This window comes from Sphingomonas sp., from assembly GCF_023266535.1.
In the GTDB taxonomy this organism is placed as follows: domain Bacteria; phylum Pseudomonadota; class Alphaproteobacteria; order Sphingomonadales; family Sphingomonadaceae; genus Sphingomicrobium.
This window is the reverse complement of the sequence record NZ_JAHFPY010000056.1, coordinates 1-18,247: the sequence shown is the minus strand read 5'-3', so window position 1 is coordinate 18,247 and position 18,247 is coordinate 1. Positions and strand designations below refer to the sequence as shown.

Here is an 18,247-nt window from a genome sequence, read left to right as displayed (position 1 = left end):
CGAGCCGCACATCATCCACCAGATGGAGAAGGCCGCGCCGGACAAGACCTTCATCGGGGTCCCCGGCGGCGACGGCAACTGCAACTGCAACATGTGCCCCTACATGGCCTTGAACACGCTGGAGAAATTGTACGTCGCGCTGCGCGACCTGCAGCCGCGGATCGAGCTGTCGCAGGAGATCATGGACAAGGCGCGCGTGCCGCTTGAGCGGATGCTGGAGATGGCGGGACGCACGGTCGGGCAGGGCGACGTCGGCCGGCCCAAGATCAGCGGCGACTGACCAGCCCCGCATGGCGTTTTGGGATCAACTGCCCGCCAGATATTCCGTCATCCTGTGCGACATCTGGGGTGTCGTCCATGACGGCGTGACGCTCTATCCGGGCGTTTGCGATCGGTTGCACCAGTGGCGAAGCGAGGGACGCAAGGTCGTGCTCATCACCAATGCTCCGCGCACCGCCGACGCGGTCGAGGCGCAGCTGACCCGGCTGGGCCTCAACCGCGACTGCTGGGACGGCATTTCGACCAGTGGCGAGGCGGGCATTGCCGCGATCCAGCGGCTTCACCACCCGACCGGCTTCCTCGGCACGCGCGAGGACCGCGCCAACCTCGAAGGCCGCGGTCTAGGCTTTGTCGAGCAGGACTTTCACGAAATCGCCGTGACCGGGCTCGACGACGAACGGGACAGCGTCGCCGACTATGAAGATCAGTTGCGCGCGCTGGCCGAGCGACAGGTGCTGTTCCACTGCCTCAATCCGGACCGCGTCGTCATCCAGGGCGGCGTGCCCGAGCTATGCGCTGGCGCACTGGCGGACGCCTACGCGGCAATTGGCGGCCCGGTGGCCTGGTACGGCAAGCCCTATCCGACCATTTATGAGCATGCCCTGGGCCTGGCCGGCGATCCGCCGCGGGAGTCGGTGCTTGCCGTGGGCGACGCGCTGGTGACCGACATGCTCGGCGCGGCGCGGCAGGGTTATGACGCGATATTCGTGCAGGGCGGCATTCACGCCGGCGAGCAGTTCCCGACGGGGTTCGCGACCGAATATGGGCTTGGCCCGTGGACACCGATCGCGGTGGTCGAATCCCTAGCCTAAGCAATGCCGGCAAGGCTGCCCGGCTTTGCAGGGGCGTCACACTCGCTTTTCGCTGTACCGCTCTTTACGTTGCGCCGATGCGAAATCCATTTGCTACCGATCTTCGACCCTTGTTCGCCAGGCTCCCGGCCGACTTTCGGCTAACCGTGGTCGATGTTGGCGCGATCGGTGGCCTGCATCGGCGGTGGGCTGCGCTCGCGCCGCATCTGGTGACCGTCAACTTCGATCCGCTCGAGCCCAGGGAAAGCAAAGCGTCGGCGCATTATTTTCCTTTCCTGATTGGAGATCGCGAGGGAACGGCCACCCTCAAAGTAACCCGCCGCGAGACCATGAGTTCGACCCTCGCGCCCGACCCTGCCTTCTTCGCGCCCTTCTGGAAGAAACCGGAACATGTCCAAATCGTGCGCGAGATCGAGGCGCCTATGGCACGGCTTGACCCACTACTTCAGCTCGAAAGATTGATCCCCGACGCCATCAAGATTGATGTTCAAGGCGGCGAAGCGGCGGTTATCGCCGGGGCGGGCGAAGCGCTTGGCAACTCGATTCTCCTGGCTGAAATCGAATGCAGCTTCGCCGCACGCTATGAGGGGCAGGAGACGTTCGACCAGATTGTCGCTCGCATGCGCGGCCACGGCTTTGGCCTGTTTGATGTCCGCCGCCTCAAACGTTACCGCTACCGCAACGGTTCCGGCGTCGAAGACCCCAGCCTGGGCGATGGAATGCGCGCCGGCAGGCTTGGCTTTTGCGATGCGATCTTCGTTATCGAACCCGATATGCTGTGGCGCCGGATCGAGGCCGGGGGAATGGCCAATGGACCGGATGTCGCGCTCAAGGCGATTGTGCTGCTGCTGACGTATGGCAAGGCTGATCTGGCTGCCGCGACCTTCGAGCGAGGCGCCGACACCATGACCGCCCCGGTCCGCGAGGCCATGACCGGCTTTTTTTCGTCGCTACGGGGCGATGGTGGGTGGAAGCAGCGGCTTCATTTGAGGACCGACGTTTGGGCAAGGCAGCTTTGACCCACGGCTGACGCTGCTGCCGTCGTGCGGCTCAAGCAGCATCACGTCAACCAGCTACGGTCCCGGCCTTCACACGGCGATATTCGGCCCAGACATGGATCATCATTAGCCCGACCTGCACGACGTTGCCGATAACATAGGCCAGCGCCGCGCCGATCACGCCAAACCTCCATGATAGCGGGGCAATGATCAGCAGGAACGTCGCTGAGCCAACCAGCCTGGCCTTGAGCGGCCCGTCCGACCGGCCGAGCGCGAACAGCATCGGCGCCAGCGGGAAACTGAGCACCCCCAGCAATGGCACGACGATCAACACCATCAACGGCGCATAGGCGCCGATGAATTCCTTGCCGAAGACCAGGTTTAGCAATGGCTTGCCGCCGACCAGCAGAATCAGGACCGCAACCAGTGCCAGCACGCTGGCGACCGCGGTGCCGCGCAGCATCAGCCGCCACGGGTGCTTCGATGTAAGGTCCATGCGGACGATCTCGGGATAGAAGGCCTTTGCAAGCATGTCGGCGGGCTTCTGGGCGCTGTCGGCGAGGCTCGATGCAACGCGGAAAAGGGCAGCGCCGGCCGGTCCCAGCAATCCGCCGACCACAAGACGACCGATCGGTCCCCACACCGTGTTAATTGTCGTCGTCAAATTGACATTGATGGCGAACCGCCAGGCGCCAGGCAGGCTGGTCGGCCGGAGTGTCGGCGTAATCCCGTCGAGCAGGTCATGACGCTTCAATTCCCGCCAGGCGAGAAACCAGAAATAAAGGTCTCCGCCAAGGTCAGTTATGTACCAGATCGCCAGCCAGGCTTCGAACGGGGCATCCGCGACAAACGCGACCACGGACAGGATTGCCCGAACGATCTGGTAGCTGGCCTCCTGCCAGCTGATCAGATCAAAGCGGTCGAGCGCCCGAAGCACGCCAGTCGGCGTTGCCGCGCCCATCGTCGGGAGCAGCGTGCAATAAAGCATCGTCACCCAGAGGTATTTGTCGTCGACCCCGACCCATTGGTTGATGAACGGCAAGATAAGCACCGCCAGCAACATTCCGCCGATGCCGCTGACGACGTCGAGGGCGAAGGCAAAACCGGTCGACGTCTTGAATTTGTCCGGATCGCCCTCCGCCATGCCTTGCCCGCCGTAACGGACGATCAGCTGCCACGATTGAAACTTGCTGATCCCGCTGGCCGCCTTGGCATAGCTGGTGATGAGGATCAGCGTCCCGAGCAACAGTACGCCAAGGCCGCGGCCGGCCAGGGCCAGCGAGGCCAGCCCCGCGATCGCGATTACGACCCGCGAAGCCGCCAGGTAGCCGCTGTTCTTCAGCAGGGACCGGAAATGGACGTCTTTGACCCAATTCTTCATGACTGGGCGGATGGATAGGCGACGATTGCCAGCGCCTCCAGCGTCACGGCATTATTATTGGGCAGGGTCGCGCAGCCAATCGCGGTGCGCGCATGGCGGCCCCTGTCGCCGAGCCGTTCGATCAGCAGCTCCGAGGCCGCATCGATCACCTTGTGGACCTGGGCGAAATCGTCACTGGCGTTGACCTGTCCCCTGACGATCAGCACCTGCCGGATCGCCGCTTCATCGCCGCCCGCGGCTTCGATCAGCACCGCCAGCAGATTTTCCGCCGCGCGCCGCGCCGCCTCCTGCGCCTGTACAAGGCCAAGGTCGTGGCCGACTTTGCCGGTGATCAGGACACCGTCGCGGGCCGAGCTGATTCCCGAGATGGCGACCAGCTCGCCGTGCCGCACAAAGGGCTCGTAAACGCCGACAGGCGGGGGCGGGCTAGCCATGTCAGCGCGCCCCGACGTCGATCGTCTTGGTGTGCGGATGATGCTTGTCGAGGTGGCGCTTGATGATCCGCAAATTGCGCGAGTTGGACCGGAAGAAGAGGTCGGGGATGGCGCCGACCCAGGGGATGGCGCCAAGCAGCATGTCGAACCCGATATTGCCGGCCATCCGCGTGATCTGCCACTTCGACATGCCGAGATTGCGCGCTTCCCAGGCGATGTAGCTGCCAAGCGCCGCCGCGCTGATCGAGCCGACGATGGGGATGAAGTCGAGGATCACGTCGAGCCCGACTTGCCTGTTGGTGCCGGGAATGACGAACATCCGCTCGAGCAGCTTTTCCATGACCTCGATCCGCTGGCGGACGGACCGCGCATCGGTGCCGAGCGGCAGCTCGCGGCCCATCTTCGGGGTCGGCTGGTCAATCTGGTCGGCCATGGGGCGATGTTCCTACACAGGGCTCCGGTGCTTGGAAATGGCCGCGGCAGCCTGGTTTACTCCATCGTAATCAGCGCCAGACGCTGCTGGCAGGTTCCCCGGGGTGCCAGCGGTTGATGGCCGCCGCGCTTGCCTAGCGGCTGTCGCTGTACCGTTCGTTGGCGAGGCCCACCAGCGTGTGCAGCGCGAACGGATTTTCCTCGAACCCCGGGGCGCGGCCCGACACCAGCGACCAGCGGATCGGCGCGGCGATCGGAATGAACAGCTGCGCCTGGTCCATCATTTGCGCCGCCTGCATGAACAGGATGCCGCGTTGCACACCGTCAACCGTGGCACGCGCCTGGGCCAGCAGCGGTTCGGCCTTATCGAGGCAGATCGCGGCCTCGCCGCAGCGGAAGCGCCGCACGAACCAGGCCGGCGAGGTCGACGGGGCGACTTCGTCGATCCACACCAGGTCGGCCGAGGCCGCGCTGGGTGCGCGCTCCACCTTGATCCCGAGCGGCGCCCAGTCATAGCCGAGCCGCGCGAGCAGATATTTTCCGCCCGGCCCGTCCGGGATGGCGATCCTCAGGGTTGGCCGGTCGGTATGGCCGAAGATGCGATTGGCCTCGGCCACGAGGCTCGCCCGCCGCTCTGCCGCGGGCTGGCCCAGCCATGCCGGCTGCAGGGGCGGCCCGATTCCTTCCAAGCCGGCCTGGAGAAGGGTCGCCCGCGGCGCCAGTCCACTGACCTGGAGTCCATTGATCAGCGCCGACCGGTCGATCGCCCGGCTGAGCAGGTGACGAACATCGACCTCCTGCACCGCATCGTTGCGCTTGGTCGGTACAAGGCCGAATAGTCCGGCCACCGGGTCGAACCGCAGCGCGCCGCGCGGCATTTTCTGGGCCAGCGCGATTGGCAGATCATCGAGTGTGCCGCCGACCACCAGGTCAAGCTTGCCATCGGCGAACGCCGCGGCGAGCGGCGCTGCCTTGCCCCCGATGATCCGTACCTTCTCGATCGGGTCCTCGGCATCGGGGATGCGAACCCGGTGCGTGAGCAGCAACGCGCCCTTATTGTCCTCTTCCGCCGGAATGGCGGCCGCCTCGTCCGGCGACGGAACGCCAAACGGACCGGTCCCGACGCTGGCGCGAACCAATCCAAATTCCGGCTGGGCAAGCAGCTGGAGCAGGTTGGGCCGCGGCGCGAGCAGCCGGATTTCGATCACCCGGTCGGTCATCGCCACGACTTCGCTGACCGCGCCGAGCGTATCCCTCAATGGGTTGCCGCTATTCTCGCGAAGCTGGCGGCTTAGGATCCGGGCCACCTCGTCGGCGCGGATCTTGCGCCCGTCCGGCCATTCGCCCGTCTGCAGGCGGAAAATATAGCTGAGCCCGTCGTCGCTGACGTTCCACCGTTCCGCGAGTCCCGGGACGACCTGGCCGCGTTCGTCGAAGCGAACCAGCCCCTGGGCCATATTCTCGCGGAGCAGCGCGTCGCCCGGCGACAGCGGGCCGGTGACGGTCTCGACCAGCCTGGGGGTCGGGCCGATCGCCCCGACTCGCGCGACGCCTTCGTTCTGCTTCCCACATCCCGCCAACGCCAGCGTCGCCGCCAGCAGCATGGCTGTCAGGATGCGGTCAGGGACGCGGGTGGCCATCGGCACCGGGTTTAGCTCACATGCGCCGTTCATCAACCACTGGATATTGGCTTCGGACTGTTTTACTTAACTAAAGCAGTTCGGCCGGCGTTGACGGGCCGGAAGGGGAGAGATGGCCGAACACGACGCCCTTGGGCATGGCATTTGGCAGCGCGGCGGGGCCGATGTGGAGGTGTTGCCGGACCCGTTCGGCCGCCCGGCGCCGGGAGCTCCGCCTGCCGTGCCGGCTGGCGACGCACAACGTCCGCGCCGCCGCTGGTGGCGCTGGGGCTTCACTGCCTTTGGCGCGCTGCTGCTTATCACCTTGCTGTGGCTGATCATCACCGCGCCGCTGAGCCGCGCGCTGGAGCCGCTCGACGATCCAGCGATGCTGCTGTTGTCGCAGGAAGGGAAGGCAATTGCCCGGCGCGGCGCGGTCAAGGACGAGCCGGTCGAAGTGGCCAAGCTCGATCCGCTGACTCCCAACGCCTTCATCGCCATCGAGGACCGCCGGTTCCGCAGCCATTGGGGCGTCGACCCGCGCGCCATCGGCCGCGCCATGGTCGCCAATGTAAAGGCCGGGGGAGTGCGCCAGGGCGGCAGCACGCTGACCCAGCAGTTGGCCAAGACCAGCTTCCTGTCTTCCGACCGGTCGCTGAAGCGCAAGGCGCAGGAGGTGATCATCGCCTTCTGGCTGGAAGGCTGGCTGACCAAGGACGAAATCCTCTCCCGCTACCTGTCCAGCGTCTACTTCGGCGACGGTGTCTATGGGTTGCGCGCAGCATCACGCCATTATTTCGACCGCGAGCCGGAGCGCCTGACTCTGGCCCAGTCGGCAATGCTGGCCGGCATGGTCCAGGCACCGTCACGCCTCGCCCCGACTCATAATCTGGCGCTTGCGCAGAAGCGCAGCCGGCTGGTGCTGCAGGAAATGGCCGACAATGGCTACATCAGCCAGGCACGCGCCAAGGCGACGCCATCCGCCCGGCCGGTCGGGGACAACAGCACGGTTCCGGCCGGCACCTATTTCGCCGACTGGGTCGCTCCGCAGGCCGCGCAGGCCTTCGACGCCGATTATGGCGAGGTCAGGGTGTCGACCACGCTCGATGCCGATCTGCAGCGGCTGGCGTCACAGGCGATTGCGGGCGCCCGCATCGGCGATGCCCAGGCTGCCCTGGTGGCGATGCGCCCCGACGGGCGGGTCGTAGCGATGGTCGGTGGCCGCAATTACGGCCAAAGCCCGTTCAACCGCGCCACCCAGGCCCGCCGCCAGCCGGGCAGCGCGTTCAAGCTGTTCGTCTACCTGGCCGCCCTGCGAGCCGGCTACACACCGGACAGCCTGATCGACGATCGACCAATCACGGTCGATGGCTGGTCGCCTGGCAATAATGACGGCGTCTATCGCGGCCAGATCACGCTGCGCGAGGCGTTTGCCCGATCAAGTAATGCCGCCACTGTCCGGCTGGCCGAACAAGTTGGCCGGCAGAATGTCATCCGCGCGGCGCGCGATCTTGGCATCGATTCGCCGCTTGTCGACCGGCCGAGCCTGTCGCTCGGTACCTCCGCGGTCAGCCTGCTCGAACTGACCTCGGCCTACGCCGCCATCTCCGGGGGCCGCTATCCGGTCGAGCCGCGCGGCCTGCCGCTGGGCGAGGAGGAGCAGGCCGGCCTGTCATCCTTCTTCGCTCGCGGCGGCCAGCTCGATGACCGCCGCGACCGGGCGCCGATGCTCGATTTGCTGTGGGCTGCGGCCAACAAGGGCACCGGCCGCCGTGCTGCCCTCACGACTCCGACCTTCGGCAAGACCGGCACCACGCAGAACAACCGCGATGCCCTGTTCGTCGGCTTTGCGGGCAATCTGGTGGTCGGCGTGTGGGTCGGCCATGACGACGATCGTACGCTGGGACGAATCACCGGCGGCAGTGCCCCGGCCGAGATCTGGCGGAGGTTTATGGCCCCGGCGCTGACCATCGACGGTCGCCGCGGCCCGCCGCTGCCGGCCGGCTTCCGCGTCCCGGAGCGCCGCGAACCGGAAAAGAAGAGCCCGCTGCCTGACGAATGGAGCGATGGCGGCCAGGCCATCCGCAAGATTATCGAGGCAATCGGGAAGCTTGTCGGCGAAAACTGACGCCGGTTAAAAAAATTACGGTTAACGTTTCGAAACCGCCGCCTTTAAAGCTTTCTCAACCCTTGCAGTCGTAATCCTACAGGCAACCGACGCGCTTTCGTTCCGCGGAGGTGGGGAAAATGTGGATTCCCGTGTGGAGCCTAAAGGAGACCAGAGATGGCCAAGTTTCTTAAGCTGATTAAGTCGAAGAAGGGTGCAACCGCGATCGAGTACGGCCTGATTGCCGCTCTCATTGCCGTTGCCGCTATTGCCGCTATGGGCAACATTGGTAACCAGCTCGGCAGCACGTTCAACAACGTGTCGAACGAGCTCGCGGCCGGTTAATCTTCGACAGGTTAATCAAAAGAGGCGGCGGCGTCGCAAGACGCCGCCGCTTTTTTATTATGCGCAGCGCTTGACGCCACGACGTGCCGACCGGCTCAATTGCTTTGCCGCGGGCATGAAAAAGGCGCCCGGAAGGCGCCTTTTCTTTGACGGATGGTGGAGCCGAGGGGGATCGAACCCCTGACCTCTGCAATGCCATTGCAGCGCTCTCCCAGCTGAGCTACGGCCCCGTCCCCCGGAACCCATCAAAGTAATACTTCGATGGGGCGTGGTGGTCGCGTCCCTTAGGGGATGCTTTCTCGTCTGCCAACGGGAAAAACGCACCCTCAAGGCGCTTTAGATCAAACCTCTTCGTCTTCGTCGCCGGTGGCGACGCCAAGGTCGTCTTCGCCGGTCTGCAGATCGACCTCGTCGTCGGCGCTGGGCTCTTCATCCTCGTCGGGCACCAGCTCTTCGGCGGCCAGGTCCTCGTCGGCCTCCTTGACCTTTTCAGGCGCAGCGACCTCGAACGGCAGGGGCTGCTTCGACTTCAGCACCGGCTCCGGCATCCAGGCATTGCCGCAATTGATGCAGGTAATCGGCTCGTCCTTGCCGAGATCGTAAAAGCGGGTCGAGCATTTGGGACAAGTGCGCTTGGTGCCCCATTCGGGATTGACCATCGGGTCATCACTCCATGTGTTTGGGTGGCGGTCGCCGCAAAGGGGCGACCGTCGATCGGCGGGCGCCTTGCCATAGCGCAATGCCCCTGTCAAAGCGCCGCTTCCATGAGTTCCTCGACAAGCCCCATCGTTATCGCGGTCGATGGCCCCGCGGCCAGCGGCAAGGGCACCATCGCCCGGGCGCTGGCGAAGCATTTTGGCCCGCCGCACATGGATACCGGCATGCTGTATCGCGCCGTGGCCCTGACCATGTTCCGCTTCGGCGGCAGTCCGGGCAGCGAGTTCGAGGCGGTGCGTGCCTGCGAAGGCGTCGCCCAGGTCGATCCGTCCGATCCCGAATTGAGGAGCGAGGCGGTTAGCGCCATCGCCAGCCGCATCTCGGCCTATCCCGGTGTTCGTGCGGCCTTACTGGAGCGCCAGCGCAGCTTCGCCGCCAGCAGCGACGGTGCGGTGCTTGACGGTCGCGACATCGGCACGGTGATCGCGCCCAATGCCACGGCCAAGCTGTTCGTCACCGCCTCACCCGAGGTTCGCGCCCAGCGCCGCGTTCGCGAGCTGCTCGAGCGGGGGATGCCCGCCCATTATGAAGATGTGCTGATCGATATTCGGGCGAGGGACGAGCGCGACAGCCACCGCGCCGCCGCGCCGCTAAGGCAGGCCGATGATGCCGACCTGCTCGACACCAGCGACATGGACGTCGACGAAGCGATCGCCGCTGCGATCGCCCTGGTCGAGGCGCGCTTAGCCCACGCTTGAAAATTGGACGGTGCGGTTGACCGGGTCGGCCGCGTCGAGCCGGACCTTGAGGTCGGTTCCGGGCAGCAGTTCCTTGTCCTTCAGCCGAGCGATGACCGGCGGCGAGCAGATCTGGATTCGCGCGCCGCGCTGGTCGGTGTCGGTCACCACGGCATTGAATGTCTCTCCCTCGCGCCCTTCCAGCGCAACCGCCTCGGCGAGGTCGACCACCGCCCGGTTGATTTGGCCGGCGAGGCCATCAGCCTTGGCCATGACATGGGGCAATTGCTCGAACGCCGCCAGCGCCGCCTCGGGCACCGGCTGGCCGTTGGCGATGGCCAGCGCGGTCTCGACCACGAACCGGTCGGCGAGGCGCCTGAGCGGTGCGGTGGCATGGCAATAGGTCGCGGCCATCGCCGAGTGCCATGGCGTCACGCCCGCGCGATAAGGTTCATAGGCGGCGCCAGGACTGGCCCGGCGGATGGCGATCATCAACGCCGCCTGGTTATGATCTTCCGGGCTCAGCCGATGCTCGAGTTGCTGCAGCGGTTCTTTCTTGGGCCAATCGATGCCCAGCGCCTTGGCGGTATGGTGGAGCCGCCGCACCGCCCACTCCATTGGCTCGGGCATCGTCCGGAACAAGCCGGTCTTGGCCTTTAGCAGTGCGTCGGCCACCGCCAGATTGGTCGCCAGCGACAGCGCTACATTCTTCTGCTCGGCCCAACTCTGCGGGCGGAAACGCAGCCGGTAGCAGCCATTCTCGCTGACCACCTCCTGCTCGGGCGGCTCGATCCGGGCCCCGCCGCGCGCCACCTCGGCCGCCTCGACCCGCCGTGCAAATTCGGAAAAGCCGGCCGGCAGGTCAGCCTCCGTCGCCGTCTCATAGGCCAGCTTGGCCCGGCTGCGGACCAGCGCCCGCTCGGCGCCGTCCAGCTTTGCCAGGCCGGCCGGGTCGAGCCGCACGGTGAAGATGGCCGCCGGCCGGTCGCCGTCCGGCAACAGGCTGGCCGCACCCTCGCTTAGCGCCGTCGGATAAAGCGAGACCTTGCCGTCGGGGAGATATTGCGACGTGCCGCGCACCCACGCCTCGGCGTCCATTGCCCCGTCGCCAGGCACGAACCAGCCGACATCGGCGATGGCATAGTGGAGCAGCAGATCGCTTCCCGCCGCCTCGATGGCCAACGCCTGGTCGAGGTCGCGCGATGCTGCCGGATCGAGCGTGACGAACGGAATGGACGTCCGGTCGGTATGCCGATCCGGCGTGCGCCTGGCGGCCGCTTCGGCCTCGGCCTGGGCGGCGGGCGGAAAGGCGGTCGGCAGCTGGAACTGGGTCCAGATCGCCTCCAGCCCCTCCGTCAGCACGCATTGTGGATCGATGATCGTTCGCAAGCGCTAAAGCCACCCGACTTTGCGGAATCGGCGGAAGAGCAGGCCGCAGATCAGGAGGATGACCGCGACCACGACGTAATAGCCGTCCTTGGTCTTCAGCTCCGGCATATTTTCGAAATTCATGCCGTAGATACCGGCGATGGCGGTCGGGACGGCGAGAATCGCGGCCCAGGCGGCGAGCTGGCGGGTGATGGTGCCCTGCCGCTGCTGCTCCAGCAGGGTGGAAAGCTCGAACACGCTGGTCAACACTTCGTGCAGGCCGTCGACCCGCGCCTGGACCCGGCGGACATGGTCCTGGACGTCGCGGAAATAGGGCCGCGCCTCGGCGTCGATGCAGGGCAGTTCCTGCCGCGCCAGCTTGGTCGCCACCTCGCTCATCGGGCCAAGGATCCGCTGGAACCGGATCAGCTCGCGGCGGACGGTGAAGATGCGGTTGACCTCGTCGCGACCAAGGAAGCCGGCCACGGCATGCTCCTCCATCTCCAGCACTTCCTCCTCGAGGTCCTCGATCAGGGGGATATAGCCGTCGATGATGTAATCGAGGATTGCGTGGAGCAGATAATCGACGCCGTGCATCAGCAGCCGCGGTGATTTCTCGAGCTGATCACGGAGCGCGGTGTGGGCGCGAGTCGAGCCGTGGCGGACGCTGATGATGTGGCTGTGGCCAACGAAAATGGCGGTCTCGCCATAATCGATATGGTCTTCCATCAGAAAGGCAGTGCGGGCGACGACGAACAGTTGATCGTCATAGACGTCGATCTTGGGCAGCTGGTCGCCCTTGATCGCATCCTCGACCGCCAGCGGGTGAAGCTCGTAATTGTTGGCGAGACTGTGCATCTCGGCCTCGGTCGGGTCGGCAATGCCGATCCACACATATTCGCTCTTGGTCGCGCGGCAATCGATGCGCTCGTCGATCGACACTTCGCGGATGCGGTGCCCGTCACGATAGAGATAGGCGGCGACGACGGTCATGAGCGTGCTTCTACGTCTGGGAAGCGACAGCGTCGAGACGGGGCTTGCCGATCCAATCCTTGCCCTCTCACGCCCTCTCCGCTAAGGGCCGCGCGTCCGGCGGTCGTGAGTTTCCCCTTTCCGGATGCCCGCTAAAGTTGGCGAGCTTGCAGGCAAGGCTTAGCGCCGATGCCTCATACTCGCATTCGGACAGCGGCATCCCGCAAGGTTCATCGCCCAAGGATATCGCGCCGGCATGGGGCCGGTGGGATGGATTACAGGGTTTCCAGGTCCGCCATATGGTAGCCCGGCCAAAGTGGCCGGCGGCGGCATGAAAGTCCGAAGTTCGAAAGTATATTTTGCATGGCCACTACGGCATTTCCGAGCCGCGACGATTTCGCGGCACTTCTCAATGAATCACTGGGCGGCGAAAACGAGACCTTCGAAGGCAAGGTCGTCAAAGGCATCGTCACCGCGATCGAAAATGATCTCGCCGTCATCGACGTCGGCCTGAAGAGCGAAGGCCGGGTCGCGCTGCGCGAATTCGCCGCGCCGGGCCAGAAGGCCGAGATCAAGGTCGGCGACGAAGTCGAGGTGTTCGTCGACCGCGTCGAGAACGCGCAGGGCGAAGCGATGCTGAGCCGCGACCGCGCTCGCCGCGAAGCCGCCTGGGACAAGCTGGAGAAGGAATTCGAAAAGGGCGAGCGCGTCGACGGCGTGATCTTCGGCCGGGTCAAGGGCGGCTTCACCGTCGACCTCGGCGGCGCCGTGGCGTTCCTGCCCGGGAGCCAGGTCGATATTCGTCCGGTTCGCGACGTTCAGCCGCTGATGGACCTGCCGCAGCCGTTCCAGATTCTGAAGATGGACCGCCGCCGCGGCAACATCGTCGTCTCGCGCCGCGCGATCCTCGAGGAAACCCGCGCCGAGCAGCGTTCGGGCCTGATCCAGACGCTGGCCGAGGGCCAGGTGATCGACGGCGTTGTCAAGAACATCACCGATTATGGCGCGTTCGTTGACCTCGGCGGCATCGACGGCCTGCTGCATGTCACCGACATCAGCTACAAGCGCGTCCAGCACCCGAGCGAGGTCATCGCCATCGGCGATACCGTCAAGGTGCAGATCGTCCGCATCAACCGCGACACCCAGCGCATTTCGCTCGGCATGAAGCAGCTTGAGGCGGATCCGTGGGAAGGCGCGGCGGCCAAGTATGCGGTCGACGGCACCTTCACCGGCCGCGTCACCAACATCACCGAATATGGCGCGTTCGTCGAGCTGGAGCCGGGCATCGAAGGCCTGGTCCACGTCAGCGAGATGAGCTGGACCAAGAAGAACGTCCATCCGGGCAAGATCGTCTCCACTTCGCAGGAAGTCGAAGTGAAGGTGCTCGAGGTCGACGAGGAGAAGCGCCGGATTTCGCTCGGCCTCAAGCAGGCTCAGTCGAACCCCTGGACCGACTTCGCCGAAAAGCATCCGGTTGGCTCGACCGTCGAGGGCGAAGTCAAGAATGCGACCGAATTCGGCCTGTTCATCGGCCTCGACGGCGACGTCGACGGCATGGTCCACATGTCGGACATCGCCTGGGGCGTGTCGGGCGAGGAAGCCCTCGCGCTTCACCGCAAGGGCGAGAGTGTCAAGGCGGTCGTGCTCGACGTCGATGTCGAAAAGGAGCGCATCTCGCTCGGCATGAAGCAGCTTGAGCGCGGCGGCGTCGCGGTCGGCGGCGGTGCCTCGGGCTCGGGCGTCAACAAGGGCGAGACGGTCACCGTCTCCGTGCTCGAAGTCCGCGATGGCGGCCTCGAGGTCCAGGTTGGCGACGATGGCGCGACCGGCTTCATCAAGCGCACTGACCTTGGCCGCGACCGCGACGAGCAGCGTCCGGAGCGCTTCCAGGTCGGCCAGAAGTTCGACGTGCAGGTGATCGGCTTCGACCGTTCGAAGAAGCCCAACTTCTCGATCAAGGCGCTGCAGATCGCCGAAGAGAAGCAGGCCGTGGCGCAGTATGGCTCGTCAGACAGCGGCGCGTCGCTCGGCGACATCCTCGGCGCAGCGCTGAAGGAAAAGGCCGCCAAGACCGAGCCCAAGGCCGAGAAGGCCGAGAAGGCTGAAGCCAAGCCGAAGAAGGCCAAGGCCGCCAAGGCCGAGAAGGTCGAAGCCGCTCCAGCCGAAGCCGAGGCCGCACCGGCCGAAGCCGAGGCCAGCGAGGCCGACGGCGAGTAAGCAAGCCATTGCCGTAGTGGGATTTTTGTCCCACCGCGGAACGAAGTTGAAGGGCGCGGGTGCAGCAATGCATCTGTGCCCTTTTCCTTTGCGATTGACGCTGATAGGCAATGCGCCAGCGCCGGGGGGCGGCGTCACAAACCATTGAATTCAAAGCGGGGCCTCGATGATCCGTTCCGAGCTGGTGCAAAAGCTGTGCAGTGACTTTCCCGATCTCTCGCAGCGCGAGGTCGAAAATGTCGTCAGCGCGGTGTTCGATTCGATTACCGACCAGCTGGCCAAGGGCGGCCGCGTCGAGCTGCGCGGCTTTGGCGCCTTCTCGACCCGCCAGCGCGACGCGCGCACCGGCCGCAACCCGCGCACCGGCGAGGCGGTCGACGTCGATGCCAAGCGCGTGCCCTATTTCAAGCCCGGCAAGGAAATGCGCGAGCGGCTGAACTTAAGCGGCGAGGCTGCCGAGTAATTGCGCCCAGGTCCGTCCGGGGCCAGATTGGGGCGGAAGCGGACGTGGCGAAATTGGTAGACGCACGGGACTTAAAATCCCTTGCCCTTCGGGGTGTGCGGGTTCGAGTCCCGCCGTCCGCACCAGCATCAGGCACAGGCCGTCCGGGGGGCGGCCGAGCATGATGCTTTGAATTCCAGCCGCCCTGCGCCGCCGTGCCCCCGGCACGGCTTGCTCGGACGCTCCGGGGGACTGACGAATTCAATGCTCGCGCCCCCCAATAATACTCCACCGTGGAGAGAAAATTAAGCAATCCACGTTAATTCACTAGGTCGTGGGCAGTAATTCGTCACGACGGTCCGCGTCGCGGGACTGGAGCAAATCGCTCGCCAACGCCAGGCGGGACGTGCTGGTGCTTATTGTCCTTATTGCCGCCATGGCGCTGCTCATCTGGAACGGCAGCGAGATTTTCCAGCAACTGACCTTCGCACGCAAAGGGCTGGAGGCCGACCTCAAGATTGCGGTGACTGCGCTGACCCTCAACCTAGCACTGATCCTGTTCGGTTGGCGCCGCTACGTCGACCTCGTCCACGAAGCCGAGGCTCGCCGCGACGGCGAGGCCCGGGCGGCGCTGATCGCCTCGACCGACGGCATGACCGGCCTGCTCAACCGCAAGGGGTTCGCCGACCGCGGCGAGGAGCTACGCCAGGCTGCCGCAAGCCAAGGCCACCAGCTGACCATTTTCTCGCTGCAGCTCAGCCGCTTCAAGGCGATCAACGACCGTCACGGCTATGATGTCGGGGACAAGGTGCTCAGGATGATCGCCGCTTCGCTGGAGCAGCAGTCGGCGGGCGGCCTGGTCGCGCGCCTCGCCGGCGACGAATTCGCCATCGCCATCGCCTCGCCGGCCGAACATGTGCCGGAAGCCGAGCAGATGGCTGAGCGCCTGCTGCGCGCCGTCACCCGGCCGATGGAGGCAGAGGGCCGCCTTGTCCAGGTCGGCGCCTACATTGGCATTGCTGCGTCCAACCCCAGCGAAGGCCAGATCCCCGACCTGCTGCGGCGGGCCGACATCGCCCTCGATCGCGCCAAGTCGAACTGTTCGGCCCGGCCGGTATGGTTCGACGAAAGCATGGAGCGCGCGCTGGTCCTTCACGGCGAGATCGAGCAGGGGATCCGCTACGGCCTCGAGCATGGTCAGTTCATTCCCTATTTCGAACCGCAAATCGACCTGCTTACCGGCGAGATCATCGGTTTCGAGGTGCTGGCGCGCTGGAACCATCCATTGAGCGGGCTGATCGAGCCCGACCGCTTCATTCCGGTCGCCGAGGAACATGGGCTGATCGGTCGCCTGTCGGAGCAAATCATCCTCGCCGCACTGGTCCAGGCCGCAAGCTGGGACCCGGCGATCAAAATATCGGTCAACATCTCGCCCACCCAATTAACCGACAGCTGGCTGGCCCAGCGCATCGTTCGCCTGTTGGCCGAGGCGGGCTTCCCGGCCGAACGGCTGGTGGTGGAGATTACCGAAAGCTCGCTGTTCGCCGATCTCGACCTTGCCCGCGCCATCGTCACCAGCCTCAAGAACCAGGGCATCAGGCTGGCGCTCGACGATTTCGGCACCGGCTTCTCCTCGCTCGCCCACCTGCGCGCACTGCCGTTCGACGTCATCAAGATCGACCGCAGCTTCGTTTCGACCTTGGCCAGTGACGCGGAGAGCGCGGCGATCGTTCGCGCGGTCACCACCCTGGCCGATGCCCTGAAGGTGCCGGTGACGGTCGAGGGCATCGAGGACGCCGCCACCCATGCCGCAGTCGCCGGCTTCGGCTGCGCGGTCGGCCAGGGCTGGTATTTCGGCAAGCCGATGAGCGGCGATCAGGCCAGCGCCCTGCTCCGGTCGCGCGAGACGCCCGCCATTCCCAACCAGACACCCGCCCGCCAGGCGGGCTAAGCCTACCCGTTACCAAAGGCCATCGTCCCGGCTTGGGACGAGCGGAGCAATGCGCCGATCCGAGGCATTGATGCCATGGTAAAAATGGCATTAAGTATTTCGGATGCGGATCGAGGAAAGCCTCTATCGCCAGTTTGAGCCCCGCCTGTTCGGGCGCAAGGGCGTTGCCGTTGCGGCGGCGACCGCGCCGCGCTCGACGCTGGCCAGCGACCTCAAGCTGTTCGCGCTGACCTTTGCCGGCGGCTTCCTGTTCGTCAGCCTGTACCTGGCCTGATTTAAGCATGGCCGGCGCGGAGTGAATCATCAGCCGTTCCGACATGCTGGGGGCATGTCGGCCATGCGGCTGATCGTCAGCCGGCATCGCTGACGCGAGCCGCTGGCCGGATTTCGCCAACTCTACGCCCAAGCTCCCGTTTGCATCGCAAATCGCTCGCTTGGTCTCGGTGGCTCAATCACACGCCAGATGCAGCTTCCAGCCGAGCCACGCAGCGATCAGGCACATCGCTGCAATCAATAGGAGCTGGCTGGTTGAGCCAACTCCCAACATGCCGAGCCCGATTGACACTCCCAACCCAAGCACCATTGCGCCGCTGTTGACGATATTGTTGGCGCCTACCGTCCGTGCAGTCTGCGACTTGTCGACAGTCGTCGTCAGGAAGGCGTAGAGCGGCACCACGAACATGCCGCCGAATATGGCCACGCCAAGCAGCGCCGCGATCATGAATCCCGCGCTGGGATGGAAGATGAAATTGCCGATTGTCGTCAACTTGGAACCGTGATCGCCCCAGTTCATCGCGACCAGGTAAAGCAGTACGACGAACAGCGCCATCAGGATCACCGAGGGCGAGGCGAACCGCGCCGACACCTCGCTCTTGAGCAGGCGGTTGATGGCCACCGACCCGATGGCAATGCCGATCGAGAAGATGGCGATAAACATGCTCGCGACCTGCTCGTCGGCGCCTAGGACATTTTTAACGAGGGGCGGAAATATCGCGATGAGCACCGCGCCAATCGACCAGAATAGGCTGATCGCCAGGATCGCCAGGAACAGCCTTGGCACATGCATGGTTTCGCTGACGAGGCGCGCCGAGGCACGGAAAATATTCCAGTCGGGCTTGATCCGCTCGGCTGCCGGCGGGGCGGGGGGCACCTGGTTCCCGGTCATCAGGCCCAGCACCGCTATCCCGATCGTTGCGACTACCGCCAGCATGGCCTTGTCCGCCAGGATGCCGGCCAGGATCGTGCCAAGCAGAATGGCGATATAGGTGCCGGCCTCGACCAGCCCGGTTCCGCCGAGCACCTCGTCCTTCTGCAGATGCTGCGGCAGGATGGCGTATTTGATCGGGCCGAAGAAGGTCGAATGGACGCCCATCCCGAACACCGCCGCCAGCATCAGCGGGATATTCTCGAGCAACAGCCCGGCCCCGCCAACGATCATGATCAAAATCTCGGCCATCTTGATGATGCGGATCAGCCGCGACTTGTCATGGTCGTCA

General features: G+C 65.0%; 17 protein-coding genes, 2 tRNA genes and 1 pseudogene. 11 read left to right on the top strand and 9 right to left on the bottom strand.

Features of this window, described 5'->3' with window-relative positions; translation table 11 throughout:
- The 3 genes from nadA to Q0C64_RS09730 all read left to right on the top strand — a co-directional run.
- Nucleotides 1-280, top strand: a 280-nt coding sequence (gene nadA, locus Q0C64_RS09740; RefSeq protein ID WP_294123233.1) for a quinolinate synthase NadA, incomplete at its 5' end; no start/stop codon positions are given.
- Nucleotides 281-290: 10 nt separating this feature from the next.
- Nucleotides 291-1,091 (top strand): TIGR01459 family HAD-type hydrolase, encoded by an 801-nt coding sequence (locus tag Q0C64_RS09735; RefSeq protein WP_294123230.1) that lies wholly within the window; start codon nt 291-293, stop codon nt 1,089-1,091.
- 110 nt (nt 1,092-1,201) lie between these two features.
- Nucleotides 1,202-2,110: an FkbM family methyltransferase gene (locus Q0C64_RS09730; protein WP_294123226.1), complete on the top strand. Its 909-nt coding sequence runs from the start codon at nt 1,202-1,204 to the stop codon at nt 2,108-2,110.
- A gap of 46 nt (nt 2,111-2,156) precedes the next feature.
- On the opposite strand, the gene Q0C64_RS09725 is transcribed toward Q0C64_RS09730, so the two are convergent.
- From Q0C64_RS09725 to Q0C64_RS09710, 4 genes are all read right to left on the bottom strand, one after another.
- Complete coding sequence (locus Q0C64_RS09725) at nt 2,157-3,470, bottom strand: lipopolysaccharide biosynthesis protein (RefSeq protein WP_294123222.1); 1,314 nt, start codon at nt 3,468-3,470, stop codon at nt 2,157-2,159.
- Entirely contained in the window at nt 3,467-3,904 is a 438-nt protein-coding gene (locus Q0C64_RS09720; RefSeq protein WP_294123220.1) for a RidA family protein, read from the bottom strand. Before Q0C64_RS09720 ends, Q0C64_RS09725 begins: the two co-directional genes overlap by 4 nt.
- A 1-nt stretch (nt 3,905) precedes the next feature.
- Nucleotides 3,906-4,337 carry a DUF4112 domain-containing protein gene (locus Q0C64_RS09715; RefSeq protein WP_294123219.1) on the bottom strand — a complete coding sequence of 144 codons (432 nt, stop codon included), beginning with the start codon at nt 4,335-4,337 and terminating at the stop codon, nt 3,906-3,908.
- Between the two features lie 133 nt (nt 4,338-4,470).
- Nucleotides 4,471-5,976, bottom strand: a complete 1,506-nt coding sequence (locus Q0C64_RS09710; RefSeq protein ID WP_294123218.1) for an ABC transporter substrate-binding protein — start codon at nt 5,974-5,976, stop codon at nt 4,471-4,473.
- Nucleotides 5,977-6,088: 112 nt separating this feature from the next.
- Between Q0C64_RS09710 and Q0C64_RS09705 the strand changes: the two genes are divergently transcribed.
- Together Q0C64_RS09705 and Q0C64_RS09700 are read left to right on the top strand one after the other, a co-directional pair.
- The gene (locus tag Q0C64_RS09705) at nt 6,089-8,083 is read left to right on the top strand and encodes a PBP1A family penicillin-binding protein (RefSeq protein ID WP_294123217.1); all 1,995 of its coding nucleotides are present in this window, start codon (nt 6,089-6,091) and stop codon (nt 8,081-8,083) included.
- A 156-nt stretch (nt 8,084-8,239) separates the two neighbouring features.
- Nucleotides 8,240-8,407, top strand: a complete 168-nt coding sequence (locus Q0C64_RS09700) for a Flp family type IVb pilin (RefSeq protein ID WP_294123215.1) — start codon at nt 8,240-8,242, stop codon at nt 8,405-8,407.
- A 154-nt stretch (nt 8,408-8,561) separates the two neighbouring features.
- Here the strand turns inward: Q0C64_RS09700 and Q0C64_RS09695 are convergent.
- Nucleotides 8,562-8,637: transfer RNA gene (locus Q0C64_RS09695), tRNA-Ala, on the bottom strand.
- 111 nt (nt 8,638-8,748) lie between these two features.
- Entirely contained in the window at nt 8,749-9,066 is a 318-nt protein-coding gene (locus Q0C64_RS09690; protein ID WP_294123213.1) for a TIGR02300 family protein, read from the bottom strand.
- Between the two features lie 126 nt (nt 9,067-9,192).
- Here Q0C64_RS09690 and cmk point away from each other — a divergent pair, with 126 nt between their 5' ends.
- The gene (gene cmk / locus Q0C64_RS09685) at nt 9,193-9,822 is read left to right on the top strand and encodes a (d)CMP kinase (protein ID WP_294123236.1); all 630 of its coding nucleotides are present in this window, start codon (nt 9,193-9,195) and stop codon (nt 9,820-9,822) included.
- Here cmk and Q0C64_RS09680 read toward each other — a convergent pair.
- The gene (locus tag Q0C64_RS09680) at nt 9,808-11,190 is read right to left on the bottom strand and encodes an RNB domain-containing ribonuclease (protein ID WP_294123211.1); all 1,383 of its coding nucleotides are present in this window, start codon (nt 11,188-11,190) and stop codon (nt 9,808-9,810) included. The genes cmk and Q0C64_RS09680 overlap by 15 nt on opposite strands.
- 3 nt (nt 11,191-11,193) lie before the next feature.
- On the bottom strand, nt 11,194-12,162 hold the full coding sequence (locus tag Q0C64_RS09675) for a magnesium and cobalt transport protein CorA (protein ID WP_294123208.1): 969 nt from the start codon (nt 12,160-12,162) through the stop codon (nt 11,194-11,196).
- 342 nt (nt 12,163-12,504) lie between these two features.
- Between Q0C64_RS09675 and rpsA the strand changes: the two are divergent.
- The 5 genes and pseudogenes from rpsA to Q0C64_RS09650 all read left to right on the top strand — a co-directional run.
- Nucleotides 12,505-14,202 (top strand): annotated as a pseudogene (gene rpsA / locus Q0C64_RS09670) (30S ribosomal protein S1); the annotation flags it as partial.
- A 322-nt stretch (nt 14,203-14,524) separates the two neighbouring features.
- Nucleotides 14,525-14,821: an integration host factor subunit beta gene (locus Q0C64_RS09665; protein WP_294123206.1), complete on the top strand. Its 297-nt coding sequence runs from the start codon at nt 14,525-14,527 to the stop codon at nt 14,819-14,821.
- Nucleotides 14,822-14,859: 38 nt separating this feature from the next.
- A tRNA-Leu gene (locus Q0C64_RS09660) sits at nt 14,860-14,946 on the top strand.
- A 290-nt stretch (nt 14,947-15,236) separates the two neighbouring features.
- Entirely contained in the window at nt 15,237-16,751 is a 1,515-nt protein-coding gene (locus Q0C64_RS09655; RefSeq protein ID WP_294123204.1) for a bifunctional diguanylate cyclase/phosphodiesterase, read from the top strand.
- 103 nt (nt 16,752-16,854) lie between these two features.
- The gene (locus Q0C64_RS09650; protein ID WP_294123203.1) at nt 16,855-17,025 is read left to right on the top strand and encodes a hypothetical protein; all 171 of its coding nucleotides are present in this window, start codon (nt 16,855-16,857) and stop codon (nt 17,023-17,025) included.
- A gap of 174 nt (nt 17,026-17,199) precedes the next feature.
- Here Q0C64_RS09650 and Q0C64_RS09645 read toward each other — a convergent pair.
- A partial coding sequence (locus tag Q0C64_RS09645; RefSeq protein ID WP_294123202.1) for an MFS transporter occupies nt 17,200-18,247 on the bottom strand: 1,048 nt, incomplete at its 5' end.